The organism is Arthrobacter sp. UYEF20, assembly GCF_040546335.1.
Classification (GTDB): domain Bacteria; phylum Actinomycetota; class Actinomycetes; order Actinomycetales; family Micrococcaceae; genus Arthrobacter.
Genome location: NZ_JBEPNP010000008.1, coordinates 172,397 through 185,122 on the forward strand (window position 1 = coordinate 172,397; position 12,726 = coordinate 185,122).

At 69.1% G+C, this 12,726-nt stretch carries 9 protein-coding genes; 6 read left to right on the forward strand and 3 right to left on the reverse strand.

Annotation, left to right across the window (positions count from 1 at the left end; all coding sequences use genetic code 11):
* Positions 1-2: 2 nt before the first annotated feature.
* The 5 genes from ABIB26_RS11415 (at position 3) to ABIB26_RS11435 (ending at position 5,645) form a co-directional block, all read left to right on the forward strand.
* Positions 3-710 carry an ABC transporter ATP-binding protein gene (locus ABIB26_RS11415; RefSeq protein WP_354242770.1) on the forward strand — a complete coding sequence of 236 codons (708 nt, stop codon included), beginning with the start codon at positions 3-5 and terminating at the stop codon, positions 708-710.
* Positions 711-888: 178 nt separating this feature from the next.
* Complete coding sequence (locus ABIB26_RS11420; RefSeq protein ID WP_354242773.1) at positions 889-1,959, forward strand: Gfo/Idh/MocA family protein; 1,071 nt, start codon at positions 889-891, stop codon at positions 1,957-1,959.
* 1,525 nt (positions 1,960-3,484) lie between these two features.
* On the forward strand, positions 3,485-3,739 hold the full coding sequence (locus ABIB26_RS11425) for a hypothetical protein (protein ID WP_354242775.1): 255 nt from the start codon (positions 3,485-3,487) through the stop codon (positions 3,737-3,739).
* 209 nt (positions 3,740-3,948) lie between these two features.
* Positions 3,949-5,160: a serine/threonine-protein kinase gene (locus ABIB26_RS11430; RefSeq protein WP_354242778.1), complete on the forward strand. Its 1,212-nt coding sequence runs from the start codon at positions 3,949-3,951 to the stop codon at positions 5,158-5,160.
* Positions 5,157-5,645, forward strand: a complete 489-nt coding sequence (locus ABIB26_RS11435) for a mucin-associated surface protein (protein ID WP_354242781.1) — start codon at positions 5,157-5,159, stop codon at positions 5,643-5,645. The genes ABIB26_RS11430 and ABIB26_RS11435 overlap by 4 nt, the downstream gene beginning before the upstream one ends.
* Positions 5,646-5,835: 190 nt before the next feature.
* On the opposite strand, the gene ABIB26_RS11440 is transcribed toward ABIB26_RS11435, so the two are convergent.
* Entirely contained in the window at positions 5,836-8,055 is a 2,220-nt protein-coding gene (locus ABIB26_RS11440) for an NADP-dependent isocitrate dehydrogenase (protein WP_354242784.1), read from the reverse strand.
* A gap of 760 nt (positions 8,056-8,815) precedes the next feature.
* Positions 8,816-10,525 (reverse strand): bifunctional phosphoribosylaminoimidazolecarboxamide formyltransferase/IMP cyclohydrolase, encoded by a 1,710-nt coding sequence (gene purH / locus ABIB26_RS11445; protein ID WP_354242786.1) that lies wholly within the window; start codon positions 10,523-10,525, stop codon positions 8,816-8,818.
* A 169-nt stretch (positions 10,526-10,694) separates the two neighbouring features.
* On the opposite strand from purH, the gene ABIB26_RS11450 reads away from it, so the two are divergent.
* Positions 10,695-12,047: an MFS transporter gene (locus ABIB26_RS11450; RefSeq protein WP_354242789.1), complete on the forward strand. Its 1,353-nt coding sequence runs from the start codon at positions 10,695-10,697 to the stop codon at positions 12,045-12,047.
* Between the two features lie 68 nt (positions 12,048-12,115).
* Here ABIB26_RS11450 and purN read toward each other — a convergent pair whose 3' ends face one another.
* Entirely contained in the window at positions 12,116-12,694 is a 579-nt protein-coding gene (purN, locus tag ABIB26_RS11455) for a phosphoribosylglycinamide formyltransferase (RefSeq protein ID WP_354242792.1), read from the reverse strand.
* Positions 12,695-12,726: the final 32 nt, after the last annotated feature.

Below are 12,726 nucleotides of genomic sequence, written 5' to 3' on the forward strand. Positions count from 1 at the left end.
CCATGATCGAAGTCAAGAACCTCGTCCGCACGTTCAAGTCCGGCGACCGGACCATCAAGCCGGTCAACGATGTCAGCTTCCAGCTCGAGCAGGGAACGCTCGCCTCGATCGTGGGCAAGAGCGGCAGCGGCAAAAGCACGCTGCTGTCCCTGCTGGGCGCGCTCGACAAGCCCACCAGCGGTGACGTGCTGGTCAACGGCGTGAGCCTGGCCGGCATGCCGGACGGCAGACTGACCGAGTACCGCCGGCGGGACATCGGCTTCGTGTTCCAGCAGTTCAACCTGATCCCCAACCTCTCCGCCGTGGACAACGTCATGCTGCCGATGGAGTTCGCCGGGATCCGCAGGGCCGCCCGCCTGCAGCGCGCCCGGGAGCTGCTCGAGCAAGTGCAGCTTGATCCGGAGAAGCACGTGCGGCGGATCAACCGTCTCTCCGGCGGCGAGCAGCAGCGGGTGGCGATCGCCCGGGCCCTGGCCAACAAACCCCAGCTGATCCTGGCCGACGAGCCCACCGGCAACCTGGACGAACAGACGGGCGGCCACATCATCGAGCTGCTCAGCTCGCTGAGCCGGGACCACAACACCACCATCCTCGTGGTCACCCATGACCGGTCGCTGGCCAACAAGACCGAGCGGCGGTTCCGGCTGCAGCAGGGCCGGCTCACCGAGGAAGCCGCCCGCAGCCGGGCCGCGGCGGGTGTAGCCGGGTAGGCGGACAAGCGCGGGGGCCGGCCCTCCCCGGCTTCCCGCCGTCGAATCCGGCCCGCTCCTTCCGCCGCTCCCCCCGGCCCTCCCCCGACCCCGCTCCTTCCGCCGCTCCCCCCGGCCCTCCCTCACTTCCCGCCGTCGAATCCGGAACCATCCCTCACTCGGGTGAGAGGATGGCACCATGACTGCCCTCATCGCGACGCCCTGGCTCTCCGGCCAGCCGGACCAGGACCCCCGAACAGCCACCGGCGCCAGGTTGCGCTGGGGCGTCATCGCCACCGGCGGCATCGCAGCCTCGGTCACACGGGACCTGGAGCTCCTGCCCGATGCCGAGCTCTACGCCGTGAGCTCCCGGACCCAGGCGGCAGCCGACGCGTTCGCCGCCGACTACGGCTTTGCGCGGGCGTACGGGGACGACGGCAGGCAGACCGGTTACCAGCGGCTGCTCGCCAACGAGGCTGTCGACGTCGTGTATGTGGCGACTCCGCACGCGTATCACCATGAGGTTGCTCTGGCGGCCCTGAACGCCGGCAAGCATGTGCTGTGCGAGAAGGCGCTCACCGTGAACGCCCGGGAAGCCGGTGAACTGGTGGAACTGGCCCGCGCCCGGGGGCTGTTCCTGATGGAGGCCATGTGGAGCCGCTTCCTGCCGAGCATGCAGCGGGCCTTCGAGATCGCCGCCTCCGGCGAAATCGGCGAGGTCAAGTGGGTGGGGGCCGATCTCGGCTTCCCCGCGCCGTATTCGCCCACGTCCCGGCTGTGGGCGCGCAAGGACGGCGGCGGCGCCCTCCTGGACATCACCGTCTATCCGCTGCTGTGGGCGCTCGGCACGCTGGGATTCCCGCAGACCGTGAGTGCCACCGGCTGGGTCAACGACGACGGCGTGGACGCCCAGAATGCCCTCACCCTGGGCTACCACCACGGCGGCCAGGCCCAGCTGACCTCGTCGCTGCTGGCGCACGGACCCCGCACCGCCACCGTGGCCGGCAGCGCAGGCTTCCTGCAGGCCATCGGCTCGATCAACAACCCCAAGGAACTCCAGGTCCGGGTCGGATTCGACGACGTGCGCAGCGAACGGTTCGACGTCGTCGGAAGGGGCTACTGCTACGAACTGCGCGAAGTGACACGCTGCATCCAGCAGGGGCTCACCGAGAGCCCGGTCATGCCGCTGGAGGACTCGCTGAACACCATGCGGCTCTTCGACGGGGTCCGCGCCCAGCTAGGGGTGAGCTACGCGAACGACGCTCGCTGACGGTGCCCCGAGGGGCGTAAATCCGCCTTTTATTCCCTGTGAATCCGCCGTTTGTTCGGCGCACTCTGGACTCACCGGGGCGCGCGGACTTACCCTGTAGGCAATCGTCGAGCTTCGGGAATGGGGTGTGCGCATGGACCTAACATCAGTCCTGCGCGCGCGCCACCCAATCCGGCGGGTGATTCTGGCTGGCGTCGCCGGTTTCGCCTGGCTGGCGCTTTCCGCGACGGCTGCAAACGCCGACGACGCCGCCACTTCTGTTGCCATGTCGGGCCTCACCGGTGTGACTGTCACGACGGCGGTTGCCGTCCCGTCCGACATAGCCGGAACGCCCGAGACTCCATCCGGCTCCGCGACGCAGCCAACCGCTCCTGATCCGGCGGACCTGCAGCCCGGACCGGCGCCTGCCATACCCACGGCTCCCGCGGATGTCGCCGTTCCGGGCCCCAGCGCCCCTGTTCCGGGCACAGGGCCGGCAGGCACGGCACCGACCCACCCCGCCACGACACCGGCAAAGCCCGCGCCCTCGGCGACGGCGTCGCCGAGGGCGTCCGAACGAGCCGCCGAACCATCGCCGACGCCGTCCCCGACCGCTACGGCTCCTACGCCTACTGTCCCGGCCCCGAAGCCCACGCTTCCGGCGACTGTCCCCACTACTCCTGCCACGGGCCCCGCGGTCCCCGGCGTCCCGGTCTCAGACCCAACGAAGCCCGCTCCGGACCCCACGAAGCCTGCGCCGGACCGCACGAAGCCTGCCACAGACCACGCCACACCCCCCGGCGGTAAAACGCCGGTTGCGGACCCCACGAAGCCGCTTCCTGACCCGGCAGGTCCCCTCCCCGGCGGCCCCGTTAAGGACCCCAAGCTTCCGGGTTCCGTGACCCCGGCACCGTCCGGCGTCCCCGTACCCGCGACCGGACCCGCGACGGACTCTGTGGTTGTGTCGCAGCCGGTTTCCGCGTCGCCGGCCGCCTACGGGTCCCGGCCACCGTGCGGCGTCAAGCCACAAACCGGCTCATCTCCGCGGGAAGTGATGACAGCCCGGGCTGAACCCGCCCGCGTCATCCGTACCGTTTACGTCCCGCCGCGAACCTCGGGTGAAGTCCCTGTCGCAGCCCCTCCGCCTCCTTCCGGCGCGCCGGCGGCGCCCGCCACCGGAGCGGCTGATCCACCGGCCGCCCCCGTCGACCCGGGCCCTCCTGCCGGCGATGATGGGCCCGGCCCGTGGCACGGCGCGCCCGGACTACCCGCACCTGACGCCCTTCCGGCGGCCCCCGGTTCGGGCTCGGGCAACGCCCACCCGTCCAACGGACCCGCCGGTGCGGCAGCCTGGCTTCCAAGCCTGTACTTGTTCATCCCCATTGCCGACGCAGATCCAATCCGGGGCCCGCTTCAGAACGAACACTCAGCGTTCGCTGCTGACCCCGGTTCATCTCCTGACTAGCTAGCCGTCTCTGCCCTCCACAGAGCACGGCCAATCGGGTTGCCTTGAGGCGCCCGCCAACAGTCATTCAGGAGATTTCCAATGGACGCCCTCGTCCCCGCCCGGATTTCCGGCACCCCTCTTTCCGCCCCTCCCGTTTCCGGCACCCCCATTCGGGTCCGGCTCACGGTTTCGCCGCACCCGGCGTCCGCCGCGCACCCGTCGTCCGCCGCGTACCCGGCGTCGGCCCCGTACCCGCGCCGCTCGGCCAGCCTCCGGAAGCCCCTCCGGGCCTGGACGGCCCCTCTGCTGACGCGCCGAAAACCATCTCCGCAGCAGGACGAACATCCGCCCTAGCGCAACTAACCGCTCCTGTGGAGGTTACGTGACTGCCGGAGCGAAGTCGTTGGGTCCGCTGGGGGACTCAACGGCATTCACTCGTTCCGGCGGAGTTCCCGCCCCACACCGCGGCCGCTTGACGCGGCCACGGTGGGGCGGCGCCTACCCGGCCCCGTATTATTCTTGAGGAGCGCCGCCGTGGCGCCCGGGGCAAGGACGGGGATACTGTGGACACTTCACCCGACAGCGTCGCGGTTGACCTCGTGGGCGGCCGCTACCGGCTGGGGGAAGTGATCGGCCGGGGCGGCATGGCATCCGTCTATACCGCCAAGGACGAGAACCTGGGCCGCGATGTGGCACTCAAGCTCTTCGCTCCACAGTCGGCCGATCCTGACGAATTCAGGCGCCAGGAGGCCGAGATTGAACTCCTTGCGACGCTGAACCACCCAAGCCTCGTCACGCTCTTCGACGCCGGGACAGACAGCCGTATCCCCGACGAGCCGCGGCCGTTCCTGACCATGGAGCTGGTGGACGGCCAGGACCTCCGGGCCAGGATCCGGCACAGCACGCTGTCCCTCACCGAACTGGCCGTCGTCGGTGCCGGTGTGGCTGACGCTCTGGCCTATGTGCACGCGCTCGGCATCATCCACCGCGACATCAAGCCGGCCAACATCCTGCTGGTTCCGGTCCGCCCGGGCGAGCCGCTCCGGCCAAAACTCACGGACTTCGGAATCGCCCGGATCATGGATGGGACCAGGCTCACGGCGGCCGGCACCATGGTGGGTACCGCCGCCTATCTGAGTCCGGAACAGGCCCGGGGCGCCGATCTGGGCCGGGCGAGCGATATTTACTCGCTGGGCCTGGTGATGCTCGAATGCCTGAAGGGCGAGGTCGAGTACCCCGGCAGCGCCGTGGAATCGGCCGTCGCCCGGTTGCACCGGGCCCCCGCCATCCCGCACACCGTTCCGGCCGAATGGGCGCAACTGATCCGGGTCATGACCGCTTTAGACCCGATGGACCGTCCGGCCGCCGCGGATCTGGAAGTGGCACTGCGGCAGGCCCTGATCTCGCCGCAGTCGCTGCCCGGGCCGCTGGCCGAGGAGCGCACCCGGGTGCTGCCGGCGCCGCCGGCCCGGCCTCCGCTGTTGCCGCAGAACGACGCCGGAACGCGCGCCCTGCGCGTGCTGGACCCGGACGCTGCGGCACCGCGGCGGACGGGAGCGGATTCCTTCGCGTCCCGCACCGTCTCCAGCTTCCGGCAGGCGCACCGCCGCACCCGGATCGTCGTACTCCTCGCCGTGCTGGCCGTGCTGGCGGTGACCGCAGCCGCGGCCGTTGCCATCACGACGCCGGAAGCGCCCGCCGTCGTGCCTTATCCGGCCGTCACGGGCAGCCTGGGCGAACATCTGGAACAGCTGCAGAAGGGCGTGCAGCCATGAAGCCGCGCACAGCCCGGACGGGCCCGGGCCGACGCACGCCGGGCATGGTGCTCGCGGGATGCCTGCTCAGCACGGCCTTGCTGACCGGTGCGCTGGCCGGCTGCGGCGCTCCCGCGCCTGAGCTCGACCGGGATGCGGCCTCCCAGCTTCAGTCCAGGGTCCTCGCCGTGACGCAGGCCGCCGCCGCCAATGATCCGGCAACCTCCCTTAAGCTGCTGGATGACCTGGTGACACAGCTGGATGAGGCCGCCGACCGCGGTGCGGTGTCCTTCAAACGCCGCCAGAGCGTCAGGACGTCCATCGACGCTGTCCGGACGGACCTCACGGCCCAGCTGGCCGCCGCCGAAGCGGCCAGAGTCGCGGCTGAACGGGAGGCGGCAGCGCAGGCAGCCGCGGCCCAGGCTCCCGTGGTGGCGCCGACGCCGGCCCAGGGGAACTCGGACAAGGGCGACAAGCCGAAGAACAAGGGCAAGGGAAACGGCTGACGCCCTCCCCCGGGGCGGGCGCCAGGGAGGAACCCCTGAGGTTCCTCCCTGCAGGTTTTCCGGCTACGCGGTGTTCGGAGGATCAGGCCCCGGTGGCAGCGAACCCTTAAACGCCTGAACGGCGCACCGGGAACTCCGGTGCGCCGTTCAGGCGGTGCGCTCATCAGGCGCCCGCGCGCGGGCGTGGTGCTTAGCCCAGCATGGACAACACTTCGCCGAACTTTGCCGAGGGGCGCATCACTGCGGAGACCTTGGCCTCATCGGGGCGGTAGTAGCCCCCGATGTCGACCGGGGAGCCCTGGACGGCGAGAAGCTCGCCGACGATGGTGTCCTCGTTGGAGTCCAGCGCGCCGGAGACCGCAGCGAAAGCGGCGGCCAGCTCGGCGTCGTCGTCCTGGCGGGAGAGCTCCTGGGCCCAGAACTTGGCCAGGTAGAAGTGGCTGCCGCGGTTGTCCAGCTCGCCGGCCTTGCGCTTGGGGGACTTGTCCTCGAGCAGGAAGGTGCCGGTGGCACGGTCCAGGGTATCGGCCAGGATCTGGGCGCGGGCGTTTCCGGTGCTGGTGGCGAGGTGTTCGAAGCTCACGGCCAGGGCCAGGAACTCACCCAGGCTGTCCCACCGGAGGTGGTTTTCCTTGAGCAGCTGCTGGACGTGCTTCGGGGCGGAACCGCCGGCGCCGGTCTCGAAGAGCCCGCCGCCGTTGATCAGCGGAACGACCGAGAGCATCTTGGCGCTGGTGCCCAGTTCCAGGATCGGGAACAGGTCCGTGAGGTAGTCGCGCAGCACATTGCCGGTCACCGAGATGGTGTCCTCGCCCTTGCGGACGCGCTCCAGGGTGAAGGCCGTGGCTTCGTCCGGGGACATGATCTCGAGCTGCAGGCCCTCGGTGTCGTGGTCCTTGAGGTATTCCTCGACCTTGGCGATCATCTGGGCGTCGTGGGCACGGCCCTTGTCCAGCCAGAAGACGGCCGGCATGGCGGAGGCACGGGCGCGGGTGACGGCCAGCTTGACCCAGTCACGGATCGGCACATCCTTGGTCTGGCACGCGCGCCAGACGTCGCCGGGGGCCACCTGGTGTTCAATCAGCACAGTGCCGGCGTCGTCGATGATCTGGACGGTCCCGGCGGACTGGATCTCGAAGGTCTTGTCGTGGCTGCCGTATTCCTCGGCGGCCTGGGCCATCAGGCCGACGTTCGGGACGGTGCCCATGGTGGTCGGATCGAAGGCGCCGTGGGCGCGGCAGTCATCGATGACCACCTGGTAGATGCCGGCGTAGCTGCTGTCCGGCAGGACGGCGAGGGTGTCGGCTTCCTGTCCGTCGCGGCCCCACATGTGGCCGGAGCTGCGGATCATGGCCGGCATGGAGGCGTCCACGATCACGTCGGACGGCACGTGCAGGTTGGTGATTCCCTTGTCCGAATCCACCATGGCCAACTCGGGGCCTTCGTTCAGGCCCTTCTTGATGGCAGCTTCGACCTCGCCGCGGATCTCCTCGGGAAGATCCTCGAGTCCGTTGAGGATGGAGGCCAGGCCGTTGTTCGGGCTCAGCCCGGCGGCGGCGATCTGGGCGCCGTAGGTGTCGAAGAGCTCGGCGAAGTACGCCTTGACGACGTGCCCGAAGATGATCGGGTCGGAGACCTTCATCATGGTGGCCTTGAGGTGTGCGGAGAAGAGCACGCCCTCTTCTTTGGCCCGTTCCACCTGGGCGGCGAGGAACTCATCCAGGGCTGCGGCGCGCATGACGGTGCCGTCGATGATCTCGCCGGCCAGCACCGGGAAGGCGCGCTTGAGGACCTTGACCGTGCCGTCGTCCTTGACCAGCTGGATCTTGACGTTGCCGTCGGCCTTGATGACCACGGACTTCTCGTTGGAGCGGAAGTCACCGGCGTCCATCGTGGCGACGTTGGTCTTCGACCCGGAGGTCCAGGCGCCCATGCTGTGCGGGTTCTGGCGGGCGTACGCCTTGACCGAGAGCGGCGCGCGGCGGTCGGAGTTGCCTTCGCGCAGCACCGGGTTGACGGCGGAACCCTTGATCTTGTCGTAGCGGGACCGGATGTCCGTCTCGTCGTCCGAGGCGGGGTTGTCCGGGTAATCCGGGAGGGCGTAGCCTTGGCCCCGGAGTTCCGCGACGGCGGCCTTCAGCTGCGGTGTCGAAGCGCTGATGTTCGGCAGCTTGATGATGTTGGCTTCGGGCTTCTTGACGAGCCCGCCCAGTTCTGCCAAGGCATCGCTGACGTGCTGCTCTTCGGTGAGGTAGTCGCCGAACGCGGCGATGATGCGGCCGGCTAGCGAAATGTCGCGGGTCTCCACTTCCACACCGGCCGTCGAAGCGAACGCCCCGACAATCGGCAAGAACGAATAGGTGGCCAGCATCGGCGCTTCGTCGGTGTGGGTATAGATAATCTTGGCCATTGCTCGGGCGTCTCCCTGAAGGTCTGGGTATTTCCGGAATCTTGTCTTATTTCGACACCTCTAACCTACCCGAGGTCGCCGGATTGCCGCCTACCGGCGTCGTCCGGCTGTCTCTCCATGACCTCGCAACAAGCTGTGACAAGAATTGACCAGTTGCTCCAGTCCCCCCGCCCGGGCTCCCGTCCGCACCCGCGCCACCACCGGACATGTCCCCTCTCGGGACGGGGCATGGACACAGACCTGATGCGCCCAGCCGCTGGCGCGAACAATGAGCATGTCCCCCGCCCGGGTTCCCCTCCGCACCCGCACCGCCACCGGACATGTCCCCCCGCCGGGACGGCGCGTGGTCATAAACCTGATGCGCCCAGCCGCTGGCGCAAACAATGAGCATGTCCCCCGCCCGGGTTCCCGTCCACACCCGCGCCACCACCGCCCGGCTCCCGTCCGCACCCGCACCACCACCGGACATGTCCCCCGCCGGGGACGCCGCGTGGAGATAAATCTGATGTGCCCAGCCGGTGGCGCAAACAATGAGCATGTCCCCCGCCCGGGTTCCCGTCCGCACCTGCGCCGCCACCGGACATGTCCCCCTGTCGGGACCAGGTGGGGGCACAATCCCAATATGCGCAGCCCTGGTCACGAAAAATGGACATGTCCTCCGGGGAGGGAGGGCATGTCCATTCTTGGCGGCGCGGGGAACCGGGGAACCGGGGAACCACAAAGCTTGGGAACCGGGGGAAACCACGGAACCGCGATGGTCCTAGTGGAAGAAGTGGCGGGCTCCGGTGAAGTACATCGTGATGCCGGCGGCGTTGGCCGCGGCGATGACTTCCTCGTCCCGGACGGATCCGCCGGGCTGGACCACGGCGCGGACGCCGGCGTCGATCAGGATCTGCAGCCCATCGGCGAACGGGAAGAACGCGTCCGACGCCGCCACGGCACCGCGGGCGCGCTCCGGCGCACCGCCCGCCGGCGCCCCGCCCGCATCTGCATTTGAGGCACCAGAAGCGCCGCCGGCGGCATCGACGTCGGACGTCACGGTGACGCCCAGCGAGTTGGCCCGCTCGACAGCGAGCTTGCAGGAATCCAGCCGGTTGACCTGGCCCATTCCGATCCCCACGGCCGCACCATCGGCAGCGAGCAGGATGGCGTTGGACTTGGCGGCGCGGCAGGCGGTCCAGGCGAACGCGAGGTCGGCCAAGGTGGCGGCGTCCGCTGCCTCGCCGGCGGCCAGGGTCCAGCTGGCGGGGTTGTCGCCGTCGGCGTCGACCTTGTCCGCCACCTGCACCAGCACGCCGCCGGAGACCTGGCGGATCTCGGACGGGTAGCGGCCGTAGCCCTCGGGCAGGGCCAGGAGGCGGATGTTCTTCTTCTTGGACAGGATCTCCACGGCCGCGTCCTCGAAGCCCGGCGCGATGACAACCTCGGTGAAGATCTCCGCCACGGTGCGCGCCATGCCGGCGGTGACGGTGCGGTTGGCCGCGATCACGCCGCCGAACGCGGAAACCGGATCGCAGGCGTGGGCCTTGGCGTGGGCGTCGGCGATCGGATCCGCGGCCGAGGCGGAACCCACGGCCACGCCGCAGGGGTTGGCGTGCTTGATGATCGCCACGGCGGGCTCGGCAAAGTCGAAGGCGGCGCGGAGAGCGGCGTCGGCGTCGACGAAGTTGTTGTAGCTCATCGCCTTGCCGTGCAGCTGGTCGGCCTGGGCGATGCCGGCCGGCGCGGCCTTGTCCACGTACAGGGCGGCCTGCTGGTGCGGGTTTTCGCCGTAGCGGAGCACCTCGGAGCGCTCCAGCGCGAGGCCGGCGTAGGCGGGCCAGTCGATGACGCCGTCGCCGTCCTCATCGAGGAACTGGCTCGCGGTCCAGGTGGCCACGGCGTTGTCGTAGGTGGCGGTGTGCGCGAAGGCCTTGGCGGCAAGCCGGCGCCGGGTCTTCAGGTCAAAACCGCCGGCGGCGGCGGCCTCCACCACGGAACCGTAGGAGGACGGGTCCACCACGATCGCGACGGCGGCGTGGTTCTTCGCTGCCGAACGGACCATCGCGGGGCCGCCGATGTCGATCTGCTCGACGACGTCGTCCTGCGCGGCGCCGGATTTCACGGTCTCGACGAAGGGGTAGAGGTTCACGACGACGAGGTCGAACGGCTCGATGTCCATGGACCGGAGGGTCTCCATGTGCGCCGGGACGCGGCGGTCCGCGAGGATGCCGCCGTGGACGCGCGGGTGCAGGGTCTTGACGCGGCCGTCGAGCATTTCCGGTGAGCCGGTGACCTCCTCGACTTCCTGCACCGGGATCCCCGCGGCGGCGATCTTCTTGGCCGTGGAGCCGGTGGAGACGATCTTGACGCCGGCGGCGTGCAGGCCCTTGGCGAGCTCCTCCAGGCCGGTCTTGTCGTAGACCGAGATCAGGGCCCGGCGAATGGGAACACGGTCGATGGATACACGGTCAAGCGGCGTAAAGCTCACAAAAGTCTCCGTCTTATATCGCGGCGCGGCCGCGGGTGGTGGGGATGGGCCCAGTTTATCGCGTCACGGCGTGGGCGCTTCGCGCGCACCGGAGTGTGAAGCGCGCGCCGGAGTGTGAAGCACACGCCCGGACGCGCGCCGCGACGTAGAGTTTTCATAGGAGGCTGAGATGAATACTTACACCACTGTGCCGAGCGGCGAACAGGTGGTCCAGGAACTGCCGTGGCGCTGGAAAGTGCAGGGACGGATTTTCCTGATCGGCGGACTGGGTTTCATGTTCGACGCCTGGGACGTCACGCTCAACGGCATCCTGATTCCGCTGCTTTCGAAGCACTGGTCCCTCAGCCCGGGCGAGGCCGCCTGGATCGGCGCCTCGAACCTGATCGGCATGGCACTCGGCGCCTTCATCTGGGGCACCATCGCGGACACCATCGGACGCAAGAAGGCCTTCACCGCCACCTTGCTGATCTTCTCGCTCTTCACCGTGCTCGGCGCCTTCTCCCCCGACTTCCTCTGGTTCTGCGTGTTCCGCTTCATGGCCGGGTTCGGCCTGGGCGGCTGCATCCCGGTGGACTACGCGCTGGTGGGCGAATTCACGCCCCGCAAGCAGCGCGGCCGGGTCCTCACGGCGATGGACGGCTGGTGGCCGATCGGCGCAGCACTCTGCGGCTTCGTCTCCGCCGGCCTCATCGCGGCCTTCGCCGACTGGCGGCTGACCATGCTCGTCATGGTGCTTCCCGCACTGCTCGTGTTCTGGATCCGGCGCAGCGTCCCCGAGTCCCCCCTGTTCCTGATCCGCAAGGGCCGCCGCGAGGAGGCCGCCAAGGTGATCGACCACCTGGTCGACGCCACCGGCGCCGAGCCCCGCGCCTACAGCCTGCCCGAGGCCCAGGACACCCCGCGGCTTTCCGCGGGCAGCGCATGGACCCAGCTGCGCCTGCTGTGGAAGTTCAGCTGGAAGATCACGACGGCGGCCTGGTCGCTGTTCTTCAGCATCCTGCTGGTCTACTACCTGTCCCTGACCTGGATGCCGCGGATCCTGATCGGCGCCGGCTTCGAGGAGTACAAGGCCTTCCTCACCACCGCCTCCATGGCCGCCGTCGGGCTCCTCGGCGTGGTGGTGGCCGCACTGCTGGTGGAACGGGTGGGCCGGAAGTGGATCCTGGCCATCACCGGCCCGCTGTCCGCGCTGACCCTGGTGATCGTGGCGATCGTGGTGGACATCCCGACGGCGGCCGTGTTCTGGCTGCTGGTGTTCGGCTTCGTGGTGCAGGTGGCCATCCCCGTGCTCTACGCCTACGTTTCCGAGCTGTATCCGACCGAGCTGCGCGGCTCGGGCTTCGGCTGGGCCTCGACGTTTTCACGGCTCGGCGCCGGCTTCGGGCCGCTGGTCTTCGCGGCCTTCCTGTGGCCGGAGCTGGGGCTGGCGACCTCGTTCGCCCTGGCCGGCGGGCTGGTGCTGGTCTCCGTGCTGTGGATGGCCTTCTTCTCCCCCGAGACCAAGCAGCGCCGGCTCGAGTAACGCTGGCATGGCCCAAGTAGCTCGCAGTAGTTGTCGTTTGGAGCGCTCTAAACGACAACTACTGCGAGCTACTTGGGTGACTTCTCAGCGACCGCCAGGGAGGCCAGCGCGGACACGAGCAGCCGGCGCTCCACCACCTTGATGCGCTCGTGCAGGGACTCCTCGCCCTCGCCCTCCCCGACCGCCACGGCCTCCTGCGCGATGATGGGGCCCGTGTCCACGCCCGCGTCGGCCCAGTGCACCGTGCAGCCGGTGACCTTCACGCCGTAGGCGAGGGCGTCGCGCACCCCGTGGGCGCCGGGAAAGGACGGCAGCAGCGCCGGGTGGGTGTTCAGGTACTTGCCGCCGAAGGCATCGATGAAGCCGGCGCTGACGATCCGCATGAACCCCGAGGACACCACCACATCCGGTTCAAACCCCGCCACCGCTTCGGTGAGCGCCTCGTTCCAAGCCGCCCGGTCCGGGTACGCCTTGAAGTCCACCACGAAGGTCGGGATTCCGGCCGCGGCAGATCGCTCGACGCCGTAAGTCCCCGGCCGGTCGGCGCCGACGGCGGCGATCTCGACGTCGAGCCTGCCCTCTGTCACGGCGTCGATGACGGCCTGGAGGTTGGAGCCGGTGCCGGAAACGAGGACAACTATGCGCATTGTCCTAGCTTATGGGGCCGCTCGCGTAGGCT

Bases quoted from the DNA above. Each gene is read 5' to 3' on its own strand.
- ABIB26_RS11450 (WP_354242789.1), top strand. From the start codon at position 10,695: ATGAATACTTACACCACTGTGCCGAGCGGCGAACAGGTGGTCCAGGAA.
- ABIB26_RS11425 (WP_354242775.1), top strand. From the start codon at position 3,485: ATGGACGCCCTCGTCCCCGCCCGGATTTCCGGCACCCCTCTTTCCGCC.
- ABIB26_RS11420 (WP_354242773.1), top strand. From the start codon at position 889: ATGACTGCCCTCATCGCGACGCCCTGGCTCTCCGGCCAGCCGGACCAG.
- ABIB26_RS11415 (WP_354242770.1), top strand. From the start codon at position 3: ATGATCGAAGTCAAGAACCTCGTCCGCACGTTCAAGTCCGGCGACCGG.
- purN (WP_354242792.1), bottom strand. From the start codon at position 12,694: ATGCGCATAGTTGTCCTCGTTTCCGGCACCGGCTCCAACCTCCAGGCC.
- ABIB26_RS11435 (WP_354242781.1), top strand. From the start codon at position 5,157: ATGAAGCCGCGCACAGCCCGGACGGGCCCGGGCCGACGCACGCCGGGC.
- ABIB26_RS11440 (WP_354242784.1), bottom strand. From the start codon at position 8,055: ATGGCCAAGATTATCTATACCCACACCGACGAAGCGCCGATGCTGGCC.